Source organism: Caloramator proteoclasticus DSM 10124 (assembly GCF_900129265.1).
Taxonomy (GTDB): Bacteria; Bacillota; Clostridia; order Clostridiales; family Caloramatoraceae; genus Thermobrachium; species Thermobrachium proteoclasticum.
On sequence record NZ_FQVG01000011.1, the window covers coordinates 25,526 to 51,655 of the forward strand.

Annotated in this window: 27 protein-coding genes and 1 other annotated feature; of the genes, 25 read left to right on the plus strand and 2 right to left on the minus strand. The window is 31.0% G+C overall.

Annotated features, from left to right (window positions below; translation table 11 throughout):
* Positions 1-7: 7 nt before the first annotated feature.
* The gene (gene gltS, locus BUB63_RS04185) at positions 8-1,192 is read right to left on the minus strand and encodes a sodium/glutamate symporter (RefSeq protein WP_073248058.1); all 1,185 of its coding nucleotides are present in this window, start codon (positions 1,190-1,192) and stop codon (positions 8-10) included.
* A 283-nt stretch (positions 1,193-1,475) separates the two neighbouring features.
* On the opposite strand from gltS, the gene BUB63_RS04190 reads away from it, so the two are divergent.
* Positions 1,476-1,676, plus strand: coding sequence for a 4Fe-4S binding protein (locus BUB63_RS04190; RefSeq protein WP_027307993.1), 201 nt, complete (start codon positions 1,476-1,478; stop codon positions 1,674-1,676).
* Positions 1,677-1,784: 108 nt separating this feature from the next.
* Here BUB63_RS04190 and BUB63_RS04195 read toward each other — a convergent pair whose 3' ends face one another.
* A complete protein-coding gene (locus tag BUB63_RS04195) occupies positions 1,785-2,549 on the minus strand; it encodes a putative ABC transporter permease (RefSeq protein ID WP_159431454.1) in 765 nt (254 codons plus the stop codon).
* A gap of 103 nt (positions 2,550-2,652) precedes the next feature.
* Here BUB63_RS04195 and BUB63_RS04200 point away from each other — a divergent pair, with 103 nt between their 5' ends.
* The 24 genes from BUB63_RS04200 (at position 2,653) to udk (ending at position 25,755) form a co-directional block, all read left to right on the plus strand.
* A complete protein-coding gene (locus tag BUB63_RS04200; RefSeq protein WP_073248059.1) occupies positions 2,653-3,963 on the plus strand; it encodes a replication-associated recombination protein A in 1,311 nt (436 codons plus the stop codon).
* A 138-nt stretch (positions 3,964-4,101) separates the two neighbouring features.
* Complete coding sequence (locus tag BUB63_RS04205) at positions 4,102-4,545, plus strand: RrF2 family transcriptional regulator (protein WP_073248060.1); 444 nt, start codon at positions 4,102-4,104, stop codon at positions 4,543-4,545.
* Positions 4,546-4,547: 2 nt separating this feature from the next.
* A complete protein-coding gene (gene nifS, locus BUB63_RS04210) occupies positions 4,548-5,735 on the plus strand; it encodes a cysteine desulfurase NifS (protein WP_073248061.1) in 1,188 nt (395 codons plus the stop codon).
* A 2-nt stretch (positions 5,736-5,737) separates the two neighbouring features.
* Positions 5,738-6,157 carry a Fe-S cluster assembly scaffold protein NifU gene (gene nifU, locus BUB63_RS04215; RefSeq protein ID WP_027307988.1) on the plus strand — a complete coding sequence of 140 codons (420 nt, stop codon included), beginning with the start codon at positions 5,738-5,740 and terminating at the stop codon, positions 6,155-6,157.
* Positions 6,158-6,172: 15 nt separating this feature from the next.
* The gene (gene mnmA, locus BUB63_RS04220) at positions 6,173-7,243 is read left to right on the plus strand and encodes a tRNA 2-thiouridine(34) synthase MnmA (RefSeq protein WP_027307987.1); all 1,071 of its coding nucleotides are present in this window, start codon (positions 6,173-6,175) and stop codon (positions 7,241-7,243) included.
* A 99-nt stretch (positions 7,244-7,342) separates the two neighbouring features.
* Positions 7,343-7,855: a PRC-barrel domain-containing protein gene (locus BUB63_RS04225; RefSeq protein ID WP_027308319.1), complete on the plus strand. Its 513-nt coding sequence runs from the start codon at positions 7,343-7,345 to the stop codon at positions 7,853-7,855.
* Positions 7,856-7,864: 9 nt separating this feature from the next.
* Complete coding sequence (locus tag BUB63_RS04230; RefSeq protein WP_051350609.1) at positions 7,865-8,863, plus strand: AI-2E family transporter; 999 nt, start codon at positions 7,865-7,867, stop codon at positions 8,861-8,863.
* Positions 8,861-9,065 (plus strand) — a binding site (T-box leader). Its footprint overlaps the gene before it by 3 nt.
* Positions 9,066-9,138: 73 nt before the next feature.
* Positions 9,139-11,775 carry an alanine--tRNA ligase gene (alaS, locus tag BUB63_RS04235; RefSeq protein WP_073248062.1) on the plus strand — a complete coding sequence of 879 codons (2,637 nt, stop codon included), beginning with the start codon at positions 9,139-9,141 and terminating at the stop codon, positions 11,773-11,775.
* 42 nt (positions 11,776-11,817) lie between these two features.
* The gene (locus BUB63_RS04240) at positions 11,818-12,072 is read left to right on the plus strand and encodes an IreB family regulatory phosphoprotein (protein WP_027308317.1); all 255 of its coding nucleotides are present in this window, start codon (positions 11,818-11,820) and stop codon (positions 12,070-12,072) included.
* 53 nt (positions 12,073-12,125) lie between these two features.
* Positions 12,126-13,076, plus strand: a complete 951-nt coding sequence (locus BUB63_RS04245; protein WP_073248063.1) for an aldo/keto reductase — start codon at positions 12,126-12,128, stop codon at positions 13,074-13,076.
* A 9-nt stretch (positions 13,077-13,085) separates the two neighbouring features.
* Positions 13,086-13,499 (plus strand): Holliday junction resolvase RuvX, encoded by a 414-nt coding sequence (gene ruvX, locus BUB63_RS04250; RefSeq protein WP_073248064.1) that lies wholly within the window; start codon positions 13,086-13,088, stop codon positions 13,497-13,499.
* 64 nt (positions 13,500-13,563) lie between these two features.
* Positions 13,564-13,842: a DUF1292 domain-containing protein gene (locus tag BUB63_RS04255; protein ID WP_027308314.1), complete on the plus strand. Its 279-nt coding sequence runs from the start codon at positions 13,564-13,566 to the stop codon at positions 13,840-13,842.
* A gap of 52 nt (positions 13,843-13,894) precedes the next feature.
* Positions 13,895-14,602, plus strand: coding sequence for a DNA/RNA nuclease SfsA (gene sfsA / locus BUB63_RS04260; RefSeq protein ID WP_027308313.1), 708 nt, complete (start codon positions 13,895-13,897; stop codon positions 14,600-14,602).
* Between the two features lie 51 nt (positions 14,603-14,653).
* Positions 14,654-14,884, plus strand: a complete 231-nt coding sequence (locus BUB63_RS04265; protein WP_073248065.1) for a FeoA family protein — start codon at positions 14,654-14,656, stop codon at positions 14,882-14,884.
* Positions 14,884-16,725, plus strand: coding sequence for a ferrous iron transport protein B (feoB, locus tag BUB63_RS04270; RefSeq protein WP_027308311.1), 1,842 nt, complete (start codon positions 14,884-14,886; stop codon positions 16,723-16,725). Before BUB63_RS04265 ends, feoB begins: the two co-directional genes overlap by 1 nt.
* 332 nt (positions 16,726-17,057) lie before the next feature.
* On the plus strand, positions 17,058-17,510 hold the full coding sequence (locus BUB63_RS04275; protein ID WP_027308310.1) for a Fur family transcriptional regulator: 453 nt from the start codon (positions 17,058-17,060) through the stop codon (positions 17,508-17,510).
* Between the two features lie 258 nt (positions 17,511-17,768).
* Positions 17,769-19,430, plus strand: coding sequence for a ribonuclease J (locus BUB63_RS04280; protein ID WP_073248071.1), 1,662 nt, complete (start codon positions 17,769-17,771; stop codon positions 19,428-19,430).
* Positions 19,431-19,448: 18 nt separating this feature from the next.
* Positions 19,449-19,790: a YlbF family regulator gene (locus tag BUB63_RS04285; protein WP_073248066.1), complete on the plus strand. Its 342-nt coding sequence runs from the start codon at positions 19,449-19,451 to the stop codon at positions 19,788-19,790.
* A 14-nt stretch (positions 19,791-19,804) separates the two neighbouring features.
* Entirely contained in the window at positions 19,805-20,272 is a 468-nt protein-coding gene (locus BUB63_RS04290) for a QueT transporter family protein (protein WP_027308307.1), read from the plus strand.
* 92 nt (positions 20,273-20,364) lie between these two features.
* Complete coding sequence (typA, locus tag BUB63_RS04295; protein WP_073248067.1) at positions 20,365-22,185, plus strand: translational GTPase TypA; 1,821 nt, start codon at positions 20,365-20,367, stop codon at positions 22,183-22,185.
* Between the two features lie 15 nt (positions 22,186-22,200).
* A complete protein-coding gene (gene mltG, locus BUB63_RS04300; RefSeq protein WP_073248068.1) occupies positions 22,201-23,211 on the plus strand; it encodes an endolytic transglycosylase MltG in 1,011 nt (336 codons plus the stop codon).
* Between the two features lie 27 nt (positions 23,212-23,238).
* Entirely contained in the window at positions 23,239-23,895 is a 657-nt protein-coding gene (locus BUB63_RS04305; protein ID WP_027308305.1) for an O-methyltransferase, read from the plus strand.
* On the plus strand, positions 23,895-25,118 hold the full coding sequence (locus BUB63_RS04310) for a peptidase U32 family protein (protein WP_073248069.1): 1,224 nt from the start codon (positions 23,895-23,897) through the stop codon (positions 25,116-25,118). Before BUB63_RS04305 ends, BUB63_RS04310 begins: the two co-directional genes overlap by 1 nt.
* A gap of 1 nt (position 25,119) precedes the next feature.
* Positions 25,120-25,755 (plus strand): uridine kinase, encoded by a 636-nt coding sequence (gene udk, locus BUB63_RS04315; protein WP_027308303.1) that lies wholly within the window; start codon positions 25,120-25,122, stop codon positions 25,753-25,755.
* The last annotated feature ends 375 nt before the right edge of the window (positions 25,756-26,130 follow it).

Sequence of the window (26,130 nt, forward strand, 5' to 3'; positions counted from 1 at the left end):
CCTTAAATCATTTAATGAAGTTTGCAAATGTAGTAATAATTATTGAGTTTGTAAAGTCTATTAGGAATGCACCAACTATTGGTATTACGAAGAATGCCTTTGGAGCAGGACCATATTTTTCAGAAATGGCAGTCATATTGGCCATAGCATTTGGAGTTGCTCCCATACCAAATCCGCAAGTACCTGCTGCCATTACAGCTGCATCATAATCTTTACCATTGAATCTAAATACTATAAAGTAAGCAAATAGAGCCATAAGAATTGTTTGAACAATTAGTATTGCAAGCATTGGCCCTGCAACTTCTTTAAGTTCCCAAAGTTTAAGTCCTATTAAAGCCATAGATAGGAATACGTTTAATCCTATTGAGCCTAATATATCGGCACATTTTTGGTTTATATGATATTTTCCTGTTGATTCTCCAATATTTAAAATTATTGCTGCTATAATCATTGCGTTTATGTAGGATGGCAGAGTAATGTTTTTGCTCTTAAACCATAATTCAAGTACAGCACCAAGTGACATTGAAATTATAATTACAGTAAATGTTTTAAACATTTCTTCATAATTCACAACATCAGTTGTAATAGCTACTTCATCTAAATAGTCTGAAGCATGAGATTTTAGATTGTTTTTAACTATAAGTTTTCTGCCTATTGGACCACCAATTAAGCTTCCCATAACAAGTCCAAATGTAGCGGCTGCCATTGCAGCAGTCACAGCACCATTAAATCCATAGGATTTTTCAAATAGTTCTCCAAAGGCTGCACCCGTACCGTGTCCTCCTACCATTGTTACTGAACCAGCTATAAGTCCAAGCAATGGGTTAGCTCCAACAGCCTTTGCTACAAGTACTCCTAATGTATCTTGTAGAAGCACAAGAACAACAGTACATAGGAAGAATACCAATACAGCAAGTCCACCTTTTTTAAGAAGCTTTAAACTGGCAGTTAGACCTATTGTTGTAAAGAATACAAGCATAAATGGTTTTTGAAGAGTAGTGTCAAGAGTGAGTTTTAGTATTCCATTTTCTCTTAGGATTAAATTTACAATTGCAAATAGTAATCCACCAACAACTGGTGCAGGTATACAGAACTTTTCAAGTACTTTTACCTTTGAGCGTATATACACACCCAAATAGTAAACTACTACGGCAAGTCCGACCGTTTGAATCATGTCGAGTTTTAGTTCCATAATAATCCCCCTCATGCAAAAATTTTGTCGTATATTTTTATAATTACAGAAAATTCGAAAAAAGTCAACAATAATTTTAATAATTTTTTAATAAAATTATTAAAATGTGCAAAAAAATTAGCATTTAATAGTAGAATTAAATATTTTTAAATCACATAAATTAAAAATAGATAGTAAGAGGAGGTGTAGAATATAAAAAATATTATTTAAAAAACTTGATAAAATAGAATACATATATTATAATTATAACATACCCCACAGAGGTATAAAAGGAGGAGAAAAAATGAAGAAGGCTTATATCGATCCACAAAAATGTGATAGATCACCATTTTGTCCTGCTAAGAGAGTTTGCCCAGTAGGTGCTATAACTCAAGATAAAGCAGGATTTTTCGGTGGAGGTATTTCAAAGGTAGACGAAAGTAAATGTGTTGGATGTGGAAAGTGTGTAAGCTATTGTCCAGCAAGAGCAATAACAATGAAATAGGGGGTATCCCTACTTACTGAATAGTTGTAAAACAAAATGGTAAAGGGTTCTATAATGGATTTTAAAGGAGAAAACATTCCTAAAATCCTATATAGGACCCTATTTATTTTAGTTATTTATCCTATATTTTTCTTTAATATATTGAAGTGCATTTTCAAATTTATTTGACTTAATCTTAGGATATGCACGTAAAAGTAATTTTTGTTTAAAGCTTAATCTGTTTAGTATTTTTTCTTTTATAAAGTTTAGATTTTCAATTTTATTTTCAAGTTTAAATTTAGTTTCAGAACTTACAGACTCGCTAAGTTTGTCTAATGTATTTTTAATTTCAGTTAGAATTTCTTGTAATTCAATATAGATTGATTTTAATTGGAATAGGCTATTTATAGTTAAGACAGCATCTATTAAAATACAGGCAAATAAGATATTATATATCCATTCTCCATATCTCTCACTTATAAATAATATAATTTTGTTTATTTTTGGATGAATCAAATTCATAAAAATTACTGCGAATATACCCCAATAAATAGAGAATTTTAAACATACGTAACCTTTTATATTGAACTTTTCGTTTGAATAATCCCACCACTTTGAATGGAATAAAATTTCAAGTAAGTATCCGGTTATGTATTCAATGATACTGGCAATTATTGAACCTATTAAAAAGGTTAATACAAAGTTGTTTTTAAAGGGAGTTAAAGAAATTATAAATATAACTGCTGAAAAACCATATATAGGACAAACTGGACCGTATAAAAATCCTCGATTTATAAAACGTTTATTTTTATAAATATGATATAATACTTCTATAGTCCAACCAAAAAATGAGTAGATTACAAAGGATAGAAAAAGATAATAAAATCTATTCAAACCTATCATCCTCCTTAAAATAAATAATAATTGGTTATCAAAATTTAATAATAAATAATTATACCACTTAGTATAAAAAAATCAATTTGAGGTGAATTGATATATGGATATGTTTGAAATACTTAAAAAAAACAAAGACAATAGGCCACTTGCAGAAAGAATGAGGCCAGAAACTTTAGATGAGTTTGTTGGTCAAAAACATATACTTGGAAAAAACAAAATGCTATATAGGGCAATTATGACTGATAATTTATCCTCTATAATATTATATGGTCCTCCTGGTACTGGTAAAACAACTCTTGCTATGATTATAGCAAATACTACTAAATCGGAGTTTAGACAAATAAATGCGGTTTCTTCAGGTGTATCCGATATTAAAAAAATTATAGAAGAGGCTCAAAATAATTTAAAAATAAATTCTAAAAGAACAATTCTTTTTATAGATGAAATACATAGGTTTAACAAATTACAGCAGGATGCCTTGTTGCCTTATGTTGAGAGGGGTATTGTTGTTTTAATAGGGGCAACTACAGAAAATCCATATTTTGAAGTAAACAAGGCACTCTTGTCAAGGTCGATGATATTTGAATTAAAGGAATTAACGCAGGATGAAATATTAGATGTTTTAAAAAATGCTTTAGAGAGTCCAAAGGGTCTTAAGGAATATAATGTTGATATAGATGAAGAGGCCCTTAAATACATTGCATATAATGCTGGTGGGGATGTAAGACGTGCATTAAATGCGTTAGAGATGGCAGTAAAAACATCTGAAAGAGTTGAGGGTAAAATCAAGGTAACATTAGAGGATGCCTATGAATGTATTCAAAAAAGAGTAATTTTATATGATAAAAATGGCGATTATCATTATGATTTGATTTCAGCCTTTATAAAAAGTATGAGAGGTACAGATCCAGATGCAGCAATATATTATCTTGCAAAACTTATTGAATCTGGAGAAGACCCAATGTTTATTGCAAGAAGAATTATGATTTGTGCAAGTGAAGATGTAGGGAATGCTGATCCTATGGCACTGGTTGTTGCAACTAATGCAGCAACAGCTGTGAGTATGATTGGTTTTCCTGAGGCAAGAATAATACTTGCACAAGCAACTGCATACGTTGCTTGTGCACCTAAAAGTAATGCTTGCTATTTGGCAATTGATAGTGCACTTGAGGATGTTAGAAAAAATAATGATTCTGGGGTGCCACCTTATTTAAGAGATGTACATTATGAAGGAGCAAATAAATTAAGTAGAGGAATAGGTTATAAGTATCCACACGACTATAATGGATATGTTAAACAGGATTATCTGCCTAAGTCGCACATTGGAAATAAGTATTACATACCTAAAAATATAGGATATGAGTCTAAGATAAGAGAAAGGTTAAATAAATTAAAGGAAGTATATGAATAATTTAGGTATAATGCAGAAATAATAGTAAATGTTAAAATTAATATTTTTAAATTCAAAGTTGACAAAAATAGTCTGCTATGATAAGCTGAAAATGTAAATCATATTAATTTACTCGGAATTTAATTTGAGGTGATTGTTTTGAAACTATCAACACGAGGGAGATATGGTGTTAAGGCAATGTTTGAGCTTGCTTTAAATTATGGTAGTGAGCCTCTATCAATAAAAACTATCTCTGAAAAACAAAATATATCCGAATATTATCTTGAGCAATTGTTTGGTTCCTTAAGGAAGGCAGGTCTTGTTAAAAGCATAAGAGGTGCACAGGGCGGATATGTACTAAGTAGACCACCTTCAGAAATAACGGTTGGGGACATTTTAGATGTATTAGAAGGACCAATTGAAATTTCTGAATGCATAGATGATGAAGATAATTGTTCAAGAATTGAGTATTGTGCAACAAGACTTTTGTGGATAAAAATAAGGGATAGTGTAAATCAAGTGACTCATTCAATAACATTAGAAGATATGGTGAATGACTATAAATCAATGAATATTATAACAAGTATTAAAAGGGGAGAATAACTATGGAAAAAAGGTTTGTTTATATGGATCATGCAGCCACAACATATACTAAACCAGAAGTTTTAGAGGCGATGATGCCTTACTTTACTGAACAATTTGGGAATGCATCATCAATATACAACTTTGGTAGAAGATCAAAGGCAGCAATAGAAGAAGCAAGAGAGAAGGTTGCTAAGGCATTAAATGCACTACCAGATGAGATATATTTTACAGGTGGTGGTTCTGAGGCTGATAACTGGGCTATAAAGGGAGTAGCCTTTGCAAATAGGAATAAAGGTAATCATATTATAACAACTAAAATAGAGCATCACGCGGTATTGCATACTTGTGAATATCTTGAAAAACAAGGTTTTGAGGTAACATACCTTGATGTTGATGAATATGGTTTAATAAATCTTGAAGATTTAAAGAATGCAATAACTGATAAAACAATTTTAATAACAATAATGTTTGCAAATAATGAAATAGGTACTATTCAACCTATAGCTGAAATAGGTAAAATTGCAAGGGAAAGAGGAATATATTTCCACACAGATGCTGTTCAAGCTGTAGGAAATGTAGAAATTGATGTTAAAGAAATGAATATAGATATGTTGTCTCTTGCAGGACATAAATTCTATGGACCAAAGGGTGTTGGAGCTCTATATATAAGAAAAGGTGTAAAAATTGATAATTTAATACACGGTGGAGGACAAGAAAGAAAGAGAAGAGCAGGAACAGAAAATCTTCCAGGAATAGTTGGATTAGCAAGAGCAATTGAGCTTGCAACATCAAATATAGAAGAACACAATAGAAAAATAAAATCTATGAGGGACAGACTTCTTAAAGGAATTATGGATAAGATACCATATACTAAGTTAAATGGTCATCCAGAGAAAAGATTACCAGGCAACATAAATGTAAGTTTTCAGTTTATAGAAGGAGAATCACTGCTTCTATTATTAGATCATTATGGAATTTGTGCTTCAACAGGCAGTGCTTGTTCTTCAGGTTCTCTTGATCCTTCACACGTACTTATGGCCATAGGGCTTCCACACGAAATTGCACACGGTTCTTTAAGACTAAGTCTTGGAGATTTAAATAAAGAAGAAGATGTTGATTATGTCTTAGAAGTTTTACCACAAATAGTACAAAGATTAAGAGATATGTCACCATTATACGAATCATTTATTAAAGAAGGGGGAAAATAAAAATGTATAGTGATAAAGTAATGGACCATTTTATGAATCCAAGAAATGTTGGAGAAATAGAAAACGCTGATGGTATAGGTGAAGTTGGAAATGCAAAGTGTGGAGATATAATGAAGATTTATCTTAAGGTTGAAGATAATAGAATAGTAGATGTAAAGTTTAAAACTTTTGGATGTGGTTCAGCTATTGCTTCAAGTTCAATGGCAACAGAACTAATAAAGGGAAAAACTTTAGAAGAAGCTTGGGAACTTACAAATGTTGCAGTTGCAGAAGCTTTAGATGGACTTCCACCAGCTAAAATGCACTGTTCAGTTTTAGCAGAACAAGCAATTCATAAGGCAATTAACGATTATAGAATTAAGCAAGGATTAGAACCTTGGGAAGATAGATTTAGTGACGATGACGACCATCATCACGAATAATAAGTAGGTGAATGTATGAAGGAAAAGGTTGTAATAGGGATGAGCGGCGGAGTAGATAGCTCCGTCGCTGCATATTTACTTAAGGAACAGGGATATGATGTAATTGGTATAACTATGGAGGTTATACCAAGAAATTTAGAATTTGAAGAGAGAGAAGGAGGATGCTGTTCTCTTTCTGCTGTTAATGATGCTACAAGAGTTGCAGCTAAACTTGATATTCCATACTATGTTTTGAATTTCAAAGAAGTATTTGAATCTAAAGTTATTAATTATTTCATAGATGAATATTTAGCAGGTAAGACACCCAATCCTTGTATTGCCTGCAATAAGTTTATTAAATTTGATGAGTTTTTAAAAAGAGCAGAATTACTTGGTGCAAAATATATAGCAACTGGACACTATGCAATTATTGAAAAGGATGAAAAAACAGGCAGGTTTTTATTAAAAAGATCTAAAGACGATAAGAAAGACCAAACCTATGTACTTTATAATATGACACAATATCAACTTGAACATACTCTTATGCCACTTGGTGGATTTACTAAAGATAAAGTAAGAGAGATAGCAAGAGAAATTGGACTATCTGTTGCGAATAAAAAGGACAGCGAAGAGATATGTTTTATTCCTGACAATGATTATGCAAGGTTTATAAAAGAAAGAAGACCAAATGATATTAAAGCAGGTTATTTTGTTGATGTTGAGGGAAATAGGCTAGGAAAACATAAAGGAATAGTACATTATACAATCGGTCAAAGGAAAGGTCTTGGATTATCATTAGGAAAGCCAGTATATGTAATTGATATAATACCAGAAAAGAATTTAGTTGTGGTTGGAGATGAAAAGGATATATTCAAGGATACACTGTATGCTGAAGATGTAAATTTTATTCCTTTTGAAAAGCTTGAAGGTGAAATGAAGGTTACAGCAAAGATTAGATATTCAGCAAAGGAAGCTGATGCTATAATAAAACCATATGGGAATGGTGTTTTAGTAAAGTTTGAAACTCCTCAAAGGGCTATAACAAAGGGACAATCGGTTGTATTTTATGATGGAGATATAGTTGTAGGCGGAGGAATAATAAAATAAGTAAACAAAGGTGATTGTCACCTTTGTTTACTTATTTTTGTTTTTTATAGGTATTTTTTTAGATGTTTTGCAAAAAATATCTAAAAAAGAGGTGATAGTATGAAAAGGCTTACAGATATTTTAAATAAAAAGGTTGTTACTTATTCAGGAGAGGATTTAGGAAAAATAATTGATGTTTTATTTGATTGCAGAAAGTTAAATGTTACAGGTTATATAATTTCTAAAAGAAGAGGAATATTGAGTAGGTATTATTTTGTGACCCCAAAACAAATTAATATAGTATCTGATGTTATTATAATTTCTAATCTTGATAAAAATTTAAGCAAAATTAAATATAAGGTGATTAGAAAATTGAGTTTAGCTGAGAGATTAGGTAATAGTGTTTTTTCAAAAAATACAAGTTATTTAGGCAGTTTAAAGGATATAATATTCGATGAATATACTGGAGAAATAAAGGCACTTTGTGTAACAAATGGTATACTAAATGATTTGATAAATGGTAGAAATATAATTTTGGTTGATAAGGACACTAAGTTTAAATCTAAATTTATAATTGTAAATGATGACATAAGAATCTTAAATAAAGCATCAATTAATAAAATACTAAGGTAGTGTTTATTTATGATTAATAAAAAAACATTTATAATTTATTTTATATTTTTTATATTGTTTGTTTTAAGTTTATATATAATTAAAGACTTGCTTGAACCTATCATTGTTTCAATAATATTTGCATACATACTTTATCCTATAAAAAGACATCTTGAAAAAAGAGGTTTTTCTTCAAAATTGGCGGCATTAGTAGCACTAATCTTTATTATAATTCTAATAATATTTGTTTTTCTTGTAATTGTACCAAGTATAATAAAAGAAATATTTATTATTGCATCAAGCATTGACATTATAGAGGATACGCTTAAAAGGTATTTTATATTTTTAAATAGAATTCCAGCATATCTTAAGGGAAATATAGAAATTTTACTCAATAAAGTCAAAAATAATATTACATTGTACTTAGACAAAATATTTGTAAATACAATTGTTGTTTCAAAAAAGGTTCCATTATATTTATTAACACCAATATTCACCTATTATTTTTTGATAGATACAGACTATTTTAAAAAACAATTAGTAAACATAGTTCCAGCTAAATTCAGATTAGCATTATTTGAATTGGCTAAGGATATAGATGAAATTATAGGAAAATATATAAAGGGTCAGTTAATTCTATCAATTATTATATCAGTTTTTACCTTTATTGGACTTGTTGTGCTTAAAATTAGATTTCCTCTTTTTATTGCTATAATAAATGGATTTACAAATATAATACCTTATTTTGGACCTGTTTTAGGCTTTATTCCTGCACTTCTTATAGCATTAACTCAATCTATAAATAAAGCGATTATAGTTACAATCTTTTTCTTTATAATTCAAGAGGTTGAGAGTAGTATAATAGCACCAAAAATATTAGGAGATAGTTTAGGTATTCATCCTGTTTATATAATTATTATTTTGTTAATAGGTGGAAAATTTTTTGGAGGAATTGGACTTTTATTAGCAGTACCTATTGCAGGAATTATAAAAGTAACTTATAATTATTTATTGAAAAAAATATTTTAAAAGGCAATGAAGGGAAGGAGTACATACTAATGCTGTTTCAGAGAGAAGGTGGTTGGTGAAAACCTTTACAGATAGGTATGGAAGCAGTCCCTAAGCTGTGTGCTGAAATTTAAGTAGGCATTACCGTTGGCTGTCGTTAAGGCTTTAAGTGACCATTTTGGTAAATAGGGTGGTACCGCGGAAGTAATCTTTCGTCCCTAATTTTTAGGGATGAAGGATTTTTTATTTAATTTTATATGGAATTATAGCATTTTTACACTAAGGAGGTTAGAAGTATGAATTATATGGGTTTGAATGAAATTAGAGAAAAATATCTATCTTTCTTCGAAAGTAAAGCACATTTAAGATTACCAAGTTTTTCTCTTGTTCCACAAAATGATAAAAGTTTATTATTAATAAATGCAGGTATGGCACCACTTAAACCATATTTTACAGGGCAAGAAGTTCCTCCAAGTAAGAGAGTTACAACTTGCCAAAAGTGTATTAGAACAGGTGACATAGAAAGAGTAGGTAAGACAGCAAGACACGGTACCTTCTTTGAAATGTTAGGTAATTTTTCCTTTGGTGATTATTTTAAAGAAGAAGCAACTGCTTGGGCTTGGGAGTTTGCAACAGAGGTTTTAAAACTTCCAAAGGATAGACTATATGTAACAATATATGAAAATGATGATGAAGCCTTTGAAATATGGACAAAGAAGGTTGGTGTACCTGCAGATAGAATTTATAGAATGGGTAAAGAGGATAATTTCTGGGAGATAGGCCAAGGGCCTTGTGGACCTTGTTCAGAGCTATATTTTGATAGAGGAGAGGATAAAGGTTGTGGCAAACCAGATTGTAGGGTAGGATGTGATTGCGATAGATTTATTGAATTTTGGAACCTTGTATTTACACAATTTAACAAAGAAGAAGATGGCACATATTCAAAACTTGAAAATCCAAATATAGACACTGGAATGGGATTAGAGAGAATAGCAACTATTATGCAGGGTGTAGATTCAATTTTTGAGGTAGATACTATAAAGGCAATTTTAGATAAGGTATGTCAAGTTGCTAATTACAAATATAATACAGATGATAAAAAGGATGTTTCTATAAGGGTCATTACTGACCACATAAGAAGTGTTACATTTATGGTAAGTGATGGAATACTTCCTTCAAATGAGGGACGTGGATACGTATTGAGAAGACTTTTAAGAAGAGCTGCAAGACACGGCAAACTTCTTGGAATAAATAATGCCTTTCTGTATGATATATGTGATGTGGTAATTGAAAATTCAAAGGCAGCTTATCCAGAATTAGATGAAAAAAGAGAGTTTATAAAGAAGGTTATAAAGCTTGAAGAAGAGAGATTTGATGAAACTATAGATCAAGGATTAAGCATTTTAAATGGATTTATTGAAGCATTAAAAGTGAATAATAAAAATGTTTTAGATGGAGAAAGTGCATTTAAGTTATATGATACATATGGTTTCCCAATTGAGCTTACAATAGAAATTTTAGAAGAACAAAATATGACTGTTGACTTAGAAGGATTTGAAAAAGAAATGGAGGCTCAAAAAGAAAGAGCACGTTCAGCAAGAGAAGAAACTAATTATATGGGAACAGATTTAGACATATATGCCACTTTACCAGCTGATTTAAAAACAGAATTTGTTGGCTATTCAAACTTAGAAACAGATGCAAAAATACTATATATAATTAGAGAAGGACAATTTGTTGAAACTGCAAAGGATAATGAAGAAGTAACATTAATATTAGATAAGACAACCTTCTATCCAGAAATGGGTGGTCAAGTAGGCGATACGGGTGTTATAGTAGGAAAGGATTTTGAAATTAATGTTTTAGATTGTAAAAAGACACATAACAATAAAATAATACACATCTGTAAGGTTGTTAAGGGAGATGTAAAAAGAGACGCTGAAGTTATAACAAAGGTTGATGCACAAAGAAGGATGGATATTGCAAGAAATCATACTGCAACACATATATTACACAAGGCATTAAGAGAAGTTTTAGGTAGCCACGTTGAACAATCAGGTTCCTTAGTTGCAGGTGATAGATTGAGATTTGACTTTACACATTTTGAGGCAATGTCAAGTGATGAAATCAAGAAGGTAGAGGCATTAGTAAACGAAAAAATATTAGAGTCTTTAAGTGTTGAAACTATTGAAACTTCACTGGATGAAGCTAAAAAGATGGGGGCTACAGCACTATTTGGTGAAAAATATGGAAGTAAGGTTAGAGTTGTAAGAGTAGGTAACTTTAGTATGGAACTTTGTGGAGGAACTCACGTTTCAAATACATCAACAATAGGTATGTTTAAAATAATCTCTGAAGGTGGAGTTGCAGCAGGCATTAGAAGAATTGAAGCTGTAACAGGCAGAGGTGCTATTGATTTTATTAATTCGGTTGAAGCTACACTAAATGACGTTTCGAAGGTTCTAAAGACTACAACTAAAGAAGTAGTTAGAAAGGCTGAAGGCTTAATTAATGAACTTAAGGAAAAAGAAAGAGAAATTGAGACTTTAAAGAGTAAGATGGCCAACAGTGTTGCTGATGAAATTGTAAATTCTGCAAGAGATATAAAGGGTGTAAAGGTTGCTACAGCTAAGGTAGACTTAGATGCGGATGGTTTAAGAACATTGGGAGATAGACTTAAGGAAAAATTGGGAACTTGTGTAATAGTTCTTGGAAGCAGCAAAGAAGGAAAAGTTGTATTTGTTTCTATGGCAAGTAAGGATGCAGTACAAATGGGAGCACACGCAGGAAACATAATAAGAGAAGTTGCAAAAATAGCAGGAGGCGGCGGAGGTGGAAGACCAGACATAGCACAAGCTGGTGGTCGTGATGCCTCAAAGATAGATGAAGCATTAAACAAAGTATTTGATATTGTTGAAACTATGATAAAATAATGGTATATTATGTATAAAGAATAAACAAAGGAAGGTGTTATTATGGCAGAGCACCATGAAACAATGAAGTTTAATTTTGAGTTTGAGCCTAATCAGAAGGTTAGAGAGGTATTAGATGAAGTATATCAAGCTCTTAAGGAAAAGGGATATAATCCAATAAATCAATTAGTTGGATATATATTATCAGGTGATCCAACGTATATAACCAGTCATAAAAGTGCAAGAACAATAATTAGAAGAGTTGAACGTGATGAAATATTAGAGGAGCTTTTTAAAGTATATCTTGAAAACAAGTAAAATGTTGCATTGGGATTATCCCAATGCAACTTAATTTTAAAAGGGTGATTTATGTGGAATACTATTATTTAGGTAAAACTAATTTAAAGGTATCAAAATTATGTTTTGGTAGTTTAACTGTTGGCCCACTTCAAGCAAATTTACCTATTGAAGATGGTGCTAAAATTATTGCACACGCCTTTGATAAAGGGGTAAATTTTATAGATACTGCAAAACTTTATAAAACTTACCCATATATTAAAAGAGCCTTAGAAATAACTAAAAATAAAAATATAATTATATCCTCTAAATCCTATGATTATACCTATGAAGGAATGAAGGAAAGTGTACAAGAGGCATTAGAATGTTTAGGTGTTAAAAAAATAGGTATCTTTATGCTTCATGAACAGGAAAGCAGATTAACATTAAAGGGCCATTGGGATGCATTAAGGTATTTAGTTGATGCAAAGAAAATGGGATTGATTGAAGCAGTAGGGGTTTCAACCCACGCTGTAGAGGTTGTAGAAGCAGCTGCCACAATACCAGAAATTGAAGTTATACATCCTATTGTAAATATAAAGGGATTAGGTATAATTGATGGGACTATTGATGATATGCTTAAGGCTATTAAATTTGCATATGTTAATGGAAAGGGTATTTTTGCAATGAAGCCCTTAGGTGGAGGAAATCTACTTAATTCATATGATGAATGTTTAGAATTTGTTTTAAATATACCCTATGTTCATTCTATAGCGTTAGGTATGCAAAGTATAGAAGAGGTAGATGCTAACATAGCTAAATTTAATGGTAATGAAATAGATGAGAATTTAAGAAATAAACTTAAGAATAAAAAGAAAAGACTTTTAATCGAGGATTGGTGTTCAGGCTGTGGTAAATGTGCAGAAGCTTGTCCTAATAATGCACTTTTTATAAATGAAAATAGTGTAAGAGTTAATCTAGAAAAATGCCTTCTATGTGGCTATTGTTCACAATATTGTAGAGATTTTTGTATAAAAATTGTGTAGGAGGATACAATGAGAATATTAGGTTTAGATGTAGGTGATAAAACTATAGGAGTTGCTGTCAGCGATCCATTGGGGTGGACTGCACAGGGTGTAAAAACAATAAAAAGAATAGGAATTAAAAAAGATTTGCAAGAGATACTAAATATAATAAAAGAATATAATATAGAAAAGATAGTTGTAGGCCTTCCTAAAAATATGAATGGTACATTAGGGCCACAAAGCGAAAAAGTATTAAATTTTTGTGATAAATTAAAGGAAGTCTGTAATTTGGAAATAATATTAGAGGATGAGAGGCTTACAACGGTTGCTGCAGAGAGAATGTTAATAGAGGCTGATATGCACTGGTCAAAAAGAAAAAAAGTAATAGATACTATTGCAGCAACATATATTTTACAAGGGTACCTTGACAAAATAAAGAAATAATTTAGTTGACAATTTTTAAAATAAAACTTACAATCTAATTATAAACAAGAAAGAGGTGAATTTTATGGAAAATATGGATAATGTAATCGTTTTAACAGATGAAAATGGTCAAGAAACATCTTTTGAATTTATAACTGACTTAGAAGTTGATGGAAATGTTTACTATGTACTTTATCCAGTTGATTCAGAAGAAGAGGATGCTGTAGTATTTAAGGTTGAAGTTGATGAAGAGGGCCAAGAAGTACTTTCAGTTATAGAAGATGATGATGAGTTTGAAAAGGTTGCTGAAGCATACCAAGAATGGTTAGACAGCGACGAAGATTTTGAATTTGATGAAGAATAAAGAGGATGTACCTTCGGGTATATCCTTTTTTTATGCTAAAGGGAGGTATACTATGGGATACAAGATAGCAGGAAATAAAAAAGAAGCAATATTTATAAAAAGATTAAATAGATTTGAAGCTATAGTTGAAGTCGATGGCAAGGAGGAACTTGTACACGTACCTAATACCGGGAGATTAAAGGAACTTTTGATTCCTGAAACAAAGGTATATTTATTGGATAGCAATAATATGAAGAGAAAGACCAGATATTCCTTAATGTTTGTAAATAAAAATGACAAATTAATCTGTATCAATTCAAGCTTAGCCAATAGGGTATTAGAGGAGGCAATAATAAAAGGAGATGTATATTTAGGAGATGGTGAATTAAAAAGGGAAGTAACTTATGGGAATAGTAAATTTGATTTTTACATAAAAGGTGAAAAGCATACATTTATAGAAGTTAAATGTGCTACATATGAATTAGATGGGATTGCAAGGTTCCCAGACGCACCAACTGATAGGGGGAGTAGGCACGTAGAAGAATTGATTAATTTAAAAAAGCTTGGTTATGAGAGTAAAGTAATTTTTATTGCATTTATGGATTACGCAAAATATTTTACTCCTTATAAAGAAATGGATGATAAATTTTATAAAACTCTTTTGAAGGCAAAAGAGAATGGTGTAGACATTAAATGTTTTAGATGTTATATAACTCTTGATGAAATTGGCATTTTAAATGAAATTCCTGTTAAATTAGATATTGACAATCATTATCATTAATCATATAATATAATTGAAAATGAATTTCAATACTAAAAGGGGGATGTTAGTATGACACTTGATATGGCTAAAAGGGGACAAAAGATTTATATAAAAAAAATAAATGATGAAAAAATTAAAGTTCAAGCAATAAGACTTGGAATATATGAAGGTGCAAAGGTTGACTGCTCTTTAAAAATACCATTTGGGCCAGTAATATTAAGTAATAGGATGCAGGAGATAGCTGTAGGAAGAACTTTAGCTAAAAAAATTGAAATAGACGTGATTAAGGAGGGAGCTTGATGGATTGTTGCTCAGGAATAAAAATTGACATTCCTAAGGGATTTAAAAAGCTTGTCTTAGCAGGTAACCCTAATGTAGGAAAGTCAGTTTTTTTTAATGCTTTAACGGGTATGTATGTAGATGTTTCTAATTTTCCAGGTACAACAGTTGATGTTTCACACGGAAAGTTTGAAAACTACGTTGTAATAGATACTCCAGGTGTATATGGGGTATCATCCTTTAATGACGAAGAAAGAGTTGCAAGAGATGTAATTCTTTATGGAGATGTCATACTTAATGTTGTTGATGCTCTCCATCTTGAGAGGGATTTATTTCTAACTCTACAGATAATTGATATGGGCAAACCTGTAATTGTTGCACTAAATATGATGGACGATGTTGAAAGAAATGGAATTAAAATTGATATAGATAAATTAAGTGAACTTTTAGGAGTGCCTGTAATTCCGACAGTTGCTGTTAAGGGAAGAGGGTTAGAGGAAGTTAAAAACAATATTAAAAATGCTAAAGTTGGAAACATTGATAATAAAATTAAAGAATATCTTGAGGAATATAAAAATAAGGTAGAGCACCAAAGTGAAGCTTTGATGCTTCTTGAAGATGATGATGCGATTTCAGAGAGATTAAATATTAAAACATCAGGTAAAAGAGAAGAGATATATAGGTTAAGAAGAGAAAGAGTAGATAAAATAGTTGAATCTGTAATAATTAAAGAAGGTAAAGGAAATAGACTAAGACAAAAGATAAGCTCAATGACTTTGAACCCTATAACTGGAATACCGATACTTGTGGTAGTTCTTTATTTGGTGTTTAAAGTTATAGGTGTGTGGGTTGCAGGAGATGTAGTTGGAGTTACAGAAGAAACTATTATGGTTGGGTATTATGAACCATTTATTAGAAATATAATTTTAAAAATATTTAATCAAAATACCTTTATGTATAGACTTTTAGCTGGTGAGTTTGGAATTTTAACTTTAACACCAACTTATGTGATTGGATTGTTAACACCACTTGTGATTGCTTTTTATTTCTTTATGTCTCTTATGGAGGATTCAGGATATCTACCAAGAATAGCAGCTTTAGTAGATAGAGTTTTATCCTTCTTTGGATTAAATGGAAGAGCAATTATCCCGATTATCTTAGGGTTTGGTTGTATAACTATGGCAACAATAACAACAAGACTTTTAGGAACGAAAAGGGAAAAAATAATAGCTACTATTCTGTTAGGATTTACAATACCTTGTTCAGCACAGCTTGGTGTCATTGCTGGGATGATAGCGCCACTTGGAACGAAATATATACTTATTTATGCATTTACAATATTAATAGTATTTGCTTTAACAGGTACAATACTAAATAAGACTTTGCCTGGTGAATCATCAGAGCTATTTATAGACCTTCCTCCTATGAGATTGCCTAAGATTTCTAATGTATTAAAAAAGACTTGGACAAAAACCATAATGTTTTTAAAAGAAGCAACACCCCTATTTGCATTAGGTGCTCTTATAATAACGCTGCTTGAAGAAACAAAAATAATATATAAAATACAGGATGTGTTTAAACCTATAACAGAAAGCCTTTTAAGACTTCCTAAGGAAGCTGCAAATGCATTTATTATGGGAATAATAAGAAGAGATTTTGGGGCTGCTGGTCTTACTGAGTTAAGTTTAACACCAGAGCAGACTGTAGTTGCCTTAGTTACTATTACATTATTTGTTCCCTGCATTGCATCAATTATTGTTATTTTTAAAGAGCGTTCTAAAAAGGAAGCAGCTTTAATATGGTTAGGTAGTTTCGTTCTTGCATTTTTAGTTGGTGGAGTTCTTGCTTTCTTAATTGTATAAGGAGATGATTATATGGAGATTAAATGTCCAACATGTGGAATGTTGGTAAAAAATTCGACTATATGTCCAAGATGTAGAACAGAATTGAATTCTTGCTTAAAGTGTTCAGGCAATTGCTTAAAGTGCCAGTTAAAGAAGAAGTAATTAATTACTAAAACTGTTATCAAGTTATGTATTAGCCTTATAAAGGATTTTTTAGGCATTTTCAAAAGTGTAACAAATATGCCATTTTGAAATCCTTTATGGGGCTTTTTCAATTGCTTATCACTTGACAATAGTTAAAATACAGTGTACACTCAAATTAACATATATTAGAAGCTGAGGTGCTATTTATGTTTAAAGAGGATGCAGAAAAGCTAAAGCATACTTTAAAAAGTCAAGGATATAAATTGACACCACAAAGAAGAGCCGTACTTGATGTTATTATAGATAATGAAGGTAAGCATTTATCACCTGAGGAAATATATGATATAGTAAAACAAAACTGCCCAGATATAGGACTTGCTACAGTATATAGAACACTTAATTTATTAGAAAAAATGGGTGTAGTGTGTAAAATGAATTTTGATGATGGATGTAATAGATATGAACTTGTTCACGATGAAGAGGACCACCAACATCATCATCTTATATGTAGAGGCTGTGGTAAAGTGGAAGAGGTTGAAGACGACCTTCTTGAAGTTTTAGAAGAAAAAATAGAAGAAAAATATAATTTTAAGATAAATGACCACAGCGTAAAGTTTTATGGATATTGTAGCGAATGTAGAAAGAACTTAAGGCAGTAAAATCTGCCTTTTTTTTATAAAAAGTATTTGATTATTTTTGTATTGAATATATTTTAATTGTGTATATCAAAATATAAATTTGATACTTTATTTTATTTAAATTAGATGATTTTTGTATATCAGGAAAGTATTCTTTTTTACAAAATGTAAAAAATAAAAAAAGAATAACATATTTGAGTTGATTAATTAAGTTAATATACAGTATAATAGCAGTATTGGTAATGTTCGGCTAAAAATAAAAAGGAGGGAAAGTATTTGATAAGAAAAGAAAAAGTGAAGGTAATTCCACTTGGTGGAGTAAATGAAATCGGTAAGAATATGACCGTTGTAGAATACAAAAATGAAATTATTGTTATTGACTGCGGTATGATGTTCCCAGAGGAGGAGATGTTTGGTATAGACATAGTTATTCCAGACATATCCTATCTATTAAAAAATAAAAATAAGGTAAAGGGGATAGTTTTAACCCACGGACACGAAGATCACATTGGAGCGTTACCATATGTTTTAAAACAGTTAAATGTACCTGTTTATGGGACTCGTTTGACTCTTGGTATTGTTGAAACAAAACTTAAGGAGCACGGGCTTTTAAGTGATTGCACATTAAAGGTTGTAAAACATAATGATGTTATTACCTTTAATGATTTAAGCGTGGAATTTATTAAGAACAGCCATAGTATTGCAGATTCTTGTTCTCTTGCTATACATACGCCATTAGGAACAATATTACATACTGGTGACTTTAAAGTAGATTACACTCCAATTGATGGTGTAGTTATGGATTTTGCAAGGTTAGCAGAATTAGGTAGACAGGGAGTAATTTTACTTCTTGCAGATAGTACAAACGTAGAAAGACCAGGCTATACAATGTCAGAAAGAACAGTTGGAGAAACTTTCCAAAAGATATTTAATGAAACAAGAGGAAGAATTATTGTTGCAACCTTTGCATCAAATATTCACAGAATACAGCAAATAATTGATGCAGCAATGAAGTACAAAAGAAAGGTTGCTATTTCAGGAAGAAGTATAGAAAATATTGTTGAGGTTGCTTCAAATCTTGGGTATTTAAGAATTCCAGAGGATTTATTTATAAGTATTGATGATATAAATAAATACCCAGATCATAAAATTGTTATAATAACAACAGGCAGTCAAGGGGAACCAATGTCTGCATTAGCAAGAATGTCTGTATCAGAGCATAAAAAGGTTGAAATACAAAGAGGAGATTTAGTAATAATTTCTGCAACACCTATTCCAGGTAATGAAAAGTTTATATCAAGAGTTATAAATCAGCTATTTAAGAAGGGTGCAAATGTGGTATACGAATCGTTGGCGGATATTCACGTATCAGGACACGCTTGCCAAGAGGAACTTAAATTGATACATACTCTTGTTAAACCTAAATATTTTATGCCAGTTCACGGTGAATATAGACATTTAAAACAGCATTCACTTTTAGCACAAAAACTTGGTATGGATGAAGATAATATATTTATAGCAGATATAGGTCAGGTATTAGAAATAACACACGATGGTGCTAAAATAAATGGAAATGTTACTGCAGGACAGGTTTTAGTAGATGGCCTTGGAGTTGGTGACGTAGGTAATATAGTTTTAAGAGATAGAAAACATCTTTCACAAGATGGTATTTTAACTGTAGTTGTTACAATTGAAAAAGAAACTGGTAAAGTAATAGCAGGACCAGATATAATCTCAAGAGGATTTGTATATGTTAGAGAGTCAGAGGATCTAATAGAAGAATCAAAGAAGATTGTTAAGAAGGTATTAGATAATTGTGTAATGAATCAAATAAAGGATTGGGCTACAATTAAATCAAATATAAAGGATGAATTGAAAACATACTTATATGAAAAAACAAAACGTAATCCAATGATTCTTCCAATAATTATGGAAATATAAATTGTAGGGGGGATTATGATGAATATCTATGATAAGGCACACGAGCTTGCAAGATTACTAAAAAATTCACCAGAAGTAATTGAATACAAAAAAATGATGAAGAAGATTAAAGAAAATGAAGAAAACAAGAAAATAATTGAAGACTTAAGAAAAAAGGAATTTGAAGTTTATTCTAAGCAACTACAGGGAATTCAAATAACAAAAGAAGAAATGGAAGCTATAAATAATCTATATGGAATTATTCAGCACAATTCAGTGATTAGAGAATACTTAGAAGCCGAGAGAAGATTTTCTATAATGTGGCAGGATATAATTAAAATATTAGGTGAAGCTGTAGATATTGATTTTAATAACATATAGAATGGGGGTCTTTTATGAAAAAGCCAACTATATATTATGTTAAGGCAGGGCTTATTGCAGCACTCTATGTTGTGTTAACACTACCCTTTGCAAATTTTTCATTTGGGCCTATACAATTTAGGGTATCTGAGGCACTAACAATTTTGCCTTTATTTGAAACATCAGCAATACCTGGGCTTTTTATAGGTTGTATGCTATCTAATATTTTTGGCGGATTTGGGTTAATAGATATAGTTTTTGGAAGTTTAACGACTTTAGCAGCAGCTTATTTAACATCAAAGGCACCTAATAAATATATAGGTGTTTTACCACCAATTCTTTTAAATGCATTAATTATACCAATTTGGGTAAGTAAAATGTCAAATACTCCATACATAGCAACAGTTGGTACAATTGGTTTTGGAGAATTTGTTTCAGCTGGTATATTAGGAGTTATACTTGCTACTGCAATTGAAGTTTTGACAAAAAAACACACACGTTGACAATCATATTCATTTTTCGTAAAATAAATATGATTATTATATAGGATATCGTTATGATATCCTATTTATTTTTTTGTTATGGAGGGACATAGATGAACAATTTAAACATAAGAAATGTAGCAATAATCGCACACGTAGACCACGGAAAGACTACACTTGTGGATGCAATGTTAAAACAAAGCGGAATCTTTAGAAGCAACGAAAAGGTAGAAGAGAGAGTAATGGATTCTAATGATTTAGAACGTGAAAGAGGCATTACAATTCTTGCTAAAAACACTTCAGTATATTACAATGACATAAAGATAAACATTGTTGATACTCCTGGGCACGCTGATTTTGGAGGAGAAGTAGAGAGAGTTTTAAAGATGGTAGATGGAGTACTGTTACTTGTTGATGCCTTTGAAGGGGTTATGCCTCAGACAAGATTTGTTTTAAGAAAGGCACTTGAATTGAAACTAAAGCCTATAGTTGTAGTTAATAAGATAGACAGGCCTGATGCAAGAACTTTAGAGGTTGTTGATGAAGTTTTAGATTTATTTATCGAACTTGGTGCAGATGATGAACAATTAGAGTTTCCTGTAGTTTATTGTTCTGCAAAAGAAGGAATTGCAAAATATTCACTTGATGAAGAATCAAATAATTTAAAGCCACTATTTGAAACTTTAGTTGACAATATACCTTCTCCAGAGGGAGATATTAATCTTCCATTACAGATGCTTGTAACTACGATAGATTCAAATGAGTATGTTGGAAGAATAGGAATAGGTAAAGTTTATAGAGGTAGAATAAGGAAAAATCAACAGGTTGCTGTAGTGGGTAAGGATGGTTTAGTTAGAAATGCAAAGGTTGTTACATTATATACATTTAATGGACTAAAGAGGGAAGAGATAGAGGAAGGCGTTGTAGGTGATATAGTCGCAGTTGCAGGAATAAGTGATATAAATATTGGAGAAACAGTATCAGATATTGAAAATGTTGAAGCACTACCCTTTGTTGAGATTGATGAACCTACATTATCTATGACATTTTGTGTTAATGACAGCCCATTTGCAGGTAAAGAGGGAGAATATGTAACAACAAGACATTTAAGGGACAGACTATTTAAGGAACTTGAAACAAATGTTGCACTAAGGGTAAAAGAAACAGATTCACCGGATGCCGTTGAAGTTTCAGGAAGAGGGGAACTGCATTTATCTATTTTGATAGAAACAATGAGACGTGAAGGATATGAGTTCCAAGTATCAAAGCCACAGGTAATATATAAGGAGATAGATGGAGTTTTACACGAACCAATTGAATACTTAACAATAGATGTTCCTGAAGAATTTATGGGGGCGGTAATGGAAAAATTAGGTACAAGAAAAGCAGAAATGGTTAATATGACATCAGCAATTAATGGATATGTAAGGTTAGAGTTTAAAATACCAGCAAGAGGATTAATAGGATATAGAAATGAATTCTTAACAGATACTAAGGGTAATGGAATAATGAATCACGTATTTAATGGCTATGAACCATATAAGGGGGATATACAAGAGAGAAGTAGAGGAATGCTTGTTGCTTTTGAGACAGGTGAAGCTGTAACTTATGGATTGTACAATGCACAGGAGAGAGGTACGTTATTTATTACACCTGGTACACCAGTATATCAAGGTATGATAGTTGGTATGTGTTCAAGAAATGAGGATATAGATGTTAATGTATGTAAAAAGAAGCACGTAACAAATATGAGAGCAGCAGGTTCTGATGAAGCCTTAAAATTATCTCCACCAATGGAGCTTACGTTGGAAAAATGTATAGAACTTATTTCATCTGATGAACTTATTGAAGTTACACCAAAAAGTATTAGAATGAGGAAAAAAATATTAGATTCAACAATGAGAAAGAGGGAAGCTGCAAGAAAAAAGCAATAGGAGGTTTTTGGGTTTATGGGTAAAAGTAAAAAGATTTTCATTGTGTTTCTTTTGATTATGGCAGTTGTTCTGGGAAGTATATACTATGTGATAAATGTTCCAATGTCTAAGACAAATAATAAGGGAGTAGATTTCAGAATTGGAACGAAGGCGGATATAGACTTTGTTGCAAAGAGTTTAAAAAAGAAGGGGTTAGTTAGAAGTTATCTTGTTGCTAAATACTATTTTAAGCTAAATAACTTGAAACTTAATGTAGGACCATATGAATTCAATCAAACTATGTCTTTAAAGAAAATATTTAATATGATAAATAACGGTGAAACTGATAAAAATATTATTATGGTAACAGTTCCTGAGGGATTTACGGTAAAACAAATAGCAGAAAAATTAAAAAGCTTAGAGATAATAAAAGATATTGATTCTTTTTTAGAAGAAGCTCAAAATGGCAGTTTTAATTATGAATTTTTAGATGGGATCAAAGATAGACCTTCAAGACTTGAAGGATATCTTTTCCCTGATACATACGAAATAAAAAAAGGAATGTCTAATTATGAAATTATAAATATTATGTTAAAAAGATTTGATGATGTTTATAAAAAGAAAATAAAAGGAAAAATAAAAAAAGAAAATATGACATTAGATGATGTAATTAAATTAGCTTCAATTGTTGAAAGAGAAGCAAAGGTTAAGGAAGAAAGACCAATTATAGCAGCAGTTTTTTATAACAGACTTGAAAAGGATATAAAATTAGAATCCTGTGCAACAGTTCAATATGCTTTAGGAAGAACAAAAGAAAAACTATCCTTTGATGATTTAAAGATAAATTCACCATATAATACTTATATTATAAAGGGTTTACCAATTGGACCTATATGTAACCCTGGTTTAGCTTCAATAGAAGCAGCTTTAAATCCAGCGAATGTTGACTATTTATATTTTTTAGTTGATGAAAGTAAAAGGGATGGTAGTCATTTTTTCACCAAATCCTATGAAGAGTTCTTAAGAAAAAAGCACAGTAATAAATGATTATCTTCTATTTAGTTGGAGGAGATTATGAGTAAAATAGTTCACGATTATGTTGAAGATTATATAAGGGGTTTAATAACTGAGAATAATGAATTATTAAATGAGTTAAGATTGTATGCCGAGGAAAATAATGTTCCGATTGTTCACAAGGAAGTAGCACAATTTCTAAAGGTTATAATTAAGGCAAATAATATTAAAAGAATTCTTGAGGTTGGAACTGCAATTGGGTATTCAGCACTTTTAATGGCTGATGCTGCAGGAAGTGATTGTGAAATTGTAACAATTGAAAGAGATGAAAATATGTATAATACTGCCTTAGAAAATATAAAAAGGGCAAAGGCAGAAGAAAAAATAAAAATAATTAAGGGAGATGCCCTTGAGGTTTTAGATAAATTAGATGGTAAATATGATATGATATTTATTGATGGAGCAAAGGGACATTATAGTGAAATGCTTAATAAAATAAATAGACTTTTAAAATTAAATGGAATTGTATTTGCTGATAACGTTTTATTTAGAGGTATGGTTTGTTCAAATGAACTGCTCATAAGGAGAAAAATAACAATTGTAAAAAGGATGCGTAAGTATCTTAAGGAAATATCTGATTCATCAACATTTGAAACAGTTGTTCTTCCTGTTGGAGACGGGGTGGCCTTGAGCACCAAAATAAAGGAGGAATTATAATGAAGAGGGTAGAATTATTAGCACCAGCTGGTAATTTAGAAAAGTTGAAGACAGCATTTGTTTATGGAGCAGATGCAGTTTATATAGGTGGGGAAAATTTTAGCCTAAGAGCTATGGCAGATAACTTTACAATTGAGGAAATGAAGGAAGGAATTGAATTTGCACATAATTTAGGTAAAAAGGTGTATGTTACAATAAACATATTCCCTCATAATAATGATTTAATTGGACTTCCTGCGTATATAAAAGCATTAAGGGAGATAAATGTTGATGCTGTGATTGTATCAGATTTAGGTATTTTTTCAATTGTAAAAGAGGTTGCACCAGACTTAGAAGTTCACATAAGTACACAGGCCAATAATACTAATTATAAATCAGCAGAAGCTTGGTATAAATTAGGAGCAAGTAGAGTTGTATTAGCAAGAGAATTAACACTTGATGAAATAAGAGAAATTAGGGATAAAGTCCCAAAAGATTTAGAACTTGAAGCGTTTGTACACGGTGCTATGTGTATATCCTATTCAGGTAGATGTCTTTTGTCAAATTATATGACCAATAGAGATTCAAATAGAGGTATGTGTGCTCATCCGTGTAGATACAAATATTATTTAGTTGAAGAAAAAAGACCTGGACAATATTTTCCTGTCTTTGAGGATGAAAGAGGAACATATATTATGAATTCTCAAGATCTATGTATGATAGAATACATACCTGAGCTAATTAGAGCAGGTATATCAAGTTTCAAGATTGAGGGACGTATGAAGAGTTCCTATTATGTTGCGTCAGTTGTTAAAGCCTACAGGGAGGCGATAGATTCTTATAATGATTTAGGAGATAATTACAAATTTAATCCAAAATGGCTTGAGGATGTATCTAAATCCAGCCATAGAGAATTTTCAACTGGTTTTTATTTTGGAAAACCACAAAAACAAATATATGATAGTTCATCTTATATAAGAACCCACGATATAGTAGGGCTTGTTTTAGATTATGATAAAGAGACAAAAATGGCAACAATAGAGCAAAGAAATAGAGTATTTAAAGGAGAAAAGGTTGAAATATTAACTTCAAAGGGATCAAATTTTGAATTAACTATAGATAATATGTGGAACGAGGAAGGACAAGAAATAGAAGTTGCACCTCATCCACAGATGATATATAAAATAAAGTCAGAAAAAGAATTAAAGCCATACGATATGTTGGTAAAAGAGAAAGGGGATTGAAATGAGTAGACCTATAATTATTGGTATTGCAGGAGGAACAGGTTCTGGTAAAAGTACGGTAGCACAGGAGATTTATAATAGTCTCCCAGAAGAGAGCATTGCAGTTATAGAACAGGATAATTATTACAAAGATCAAAGCCATCTTTCATTTGAGGAAAGAATAAAAACTAATTATGATCATCCAGATGCCTTTGATACAGCCTTGTTACTTGAACACCTAAAAAAGTTGTCAATGGGAGAGGCAATAGACAAGCCTATATATGATTTTTCAAATCATACAAGAAAAAAAGAAACTGTCAGGGTTGAACCAAGAGACATAATAGTTTTAGAAGGTATTATGATTTTAGTTGAGCCAGAAATTAGAAATATGTTAGATATTAAGATATTTGTAGACACAGATGCTGATGTTAGAATAATAAGAAGAATTAAGAGAGATATAAAAGAGAGAGGAAGGACATTAGACTCTGTTATTGATCAATACATTAATGTGGTTAGACCAATGCATCTACAATTTGTTGAACCTACAAAGAGATATGCAGATATAATTATACCTGAAGGTGGATACAATAAAGTAGCAATAGATATTATGATTGCAAAGGTTAATGAAATTGTTAGAAGAAAGCAAGGACTGAAATAATATTTTACTATGATTAGCTCTACAGCAATATTGTAAACTGTCTGTAGAACTATAAATTTTTATAGTTAATGTATAATTATCCTGAATTATTCACCAACCAAAAATTAAACTGAAAAATATTTATAAGAAATCTTAGTATAATTGTTATATGAATAAAATTTTCATAAATTACAGATATTTACATTAAAGAAGAATAGATTTCACCTATAGTATAAAATTTTACTTTTTGAACTTATCAAAGAACAATAATAAAAGAATTTCATTCTAACTTGTGAATATTTGCTACAATCTCATAAAAATCATTTTTATATGCGTAGCTACTGCAAAGCTTAAATATTATGTAGCGACTACTTCTTACTATTCTTGAGGCTATTT

Bases quoted from the DNA above. Each gene is read 5' to 3' on its own strand.
- BUB63_RS04190 (WP_027307993.1), top strand. From the start codon at position 1,476: ATGAAGAAGGCTTATATCGATCCACAAAAATGTGATAGATCACCATTT.
- BUB63_RS04285 (WP_073248066.1), top strand. From the start codon at position 19,449: ATGAATATCTATGATAAGGCACACGAGCTTGCAAGATTACTAAAAAAT.
- BUB63_RS04225 (WP_027308319.1), top strand. From the start codon at position 7,343: ATGAAAAGGCTTACAGATATTTTAAATAAAAAGGTTGTTACTTATTCA.
- nifU (WP_027307988.1), top strand. From the start codon at position 5,738: ATGTATAGTGATAAAGTAATGGACCATTTTATGAATCCAAGAAATGTT.
- BUB63_RS04265 (WP_073248065.1), top strand. From the start codon at position 14,654: ATGACACTTGATATGGCTAAAAGGGGACAAAAGATTTATATAAAAAAA.
- BUB63_RS04240 (WP_027308317.1), top strand. From the start codon at position 11,818: ATGGCAGAGCACCATGAAACAATGAAGTTTAATTTTGAGTTTGAGCCT.
- BUB63_RS04255 (WP_027308314.1), top strand. From the start codon at position 13,564: ATGGAAAATATGGATAATGTAATCGTTTTAACAGATGAAAATGGTCAA.
- BUB63_RS04200 (WP_073248059.1), top strand. From the start codon at position 2,653: ATGGATATGTTTGAAATACTTAAAAAAAACAAAGACAATAGGCCACTT.
- alaS (WP_073248062.1), top strand. From the start codon at position 9,139: ATGAATTATATGGGTTTGAATGAAATTAGAGAAAAATATCTATCTTTC.
- gltS (WP_073248058.1), bottom strand. From the start codon at position 1,192: ATGGAACTAAAACTCGACATGATTCAAACGGTCGGACTTGCCGTAGTA.
- mltG (WP_073248068.1), top strand. From the start codon at position 22,201: ATGGGTAAAAGTAAAAAGATTTTCATTGTGTTTCTTTTGATTATGGCA.
- udk (WP_027308303.1), top strand. From the start codon at position 25,120: ATGAGTAGACCTATAATTATTGGTATTGCAGGAGGAACAGGTTCTGGT.
- BUB63_RS04310 (WP_073248069.1), top strand. From the start codon at position 23,895: ATGAAGAGGGTAGAATTATTAGCACCAGCTGGTAATTTAGAAAAGTTG.
- BUB63_RS04230 (WP_051350609.1), top strand. From the start codon at position 7,865: ATGATTAATAAAAAAACATTTATAATTTATTTTATATTTTTTATATTG.
- ruvX (WP_073248064.1), top strand. From the start codon at position 13,086: ATGAGAATATTAGGTTTAGATGTAGGTGATAAAACTATAGGAGTTGCT.
- mnmA (WP_027307987.1), top strand. From the start codon at position 6,173: ATGAAGGAAAAGGTTGTAATAGGGATGAGCGGCGGAGTAGATAGCTCC.
- nifS (WP_073248061.1), top strand. From the start codon at position 4,548: ATGGAAAAAAGGTTTGTTTATATGGATCATGCAGCCACAACATATACT.
- feoB (WP_027308311.1), top strand. From the start codon at position 14,884: ATGGATTGTTGCTCAGGAATAAAAATTGACATTCCTAAGGGATTTAAA.
- BUB63_RS04275 (WP_027308310.1), top strand. From the start codon at position 17,058: ATGTTTAAAGAGGATGCAGAAAAGCTAAAGCATACTTTAAAAAGTCAA.
- typA (WP_073248067.1), top strand. From the start codon at position 20,365: ATGAACAATTTAAACATAAGAAATGTAGCAATAATCGCACACGTAGAC.
- sfsA (WP_027308313.1), top strand. From the start codon at position 13,895: ATGGGATACAAGATAGCAGGAAATAAAAAAGAAGCAATATTTATAAAA.
- BUB63_RS04305 (WP_027308305.1), top strand. From the start codon at position 23,239: ATGAGTAAAATAGTTCACGATTATGTTGAAGATTATATAAGGGGTTTA.
- BUB63_RS04290 (WP_027308307.1), top strand. From the start codon at position 19,805: ATGAAAAAGCCAACTATATATTATGTTAAGGCAGGGCTTATTGCAGCA.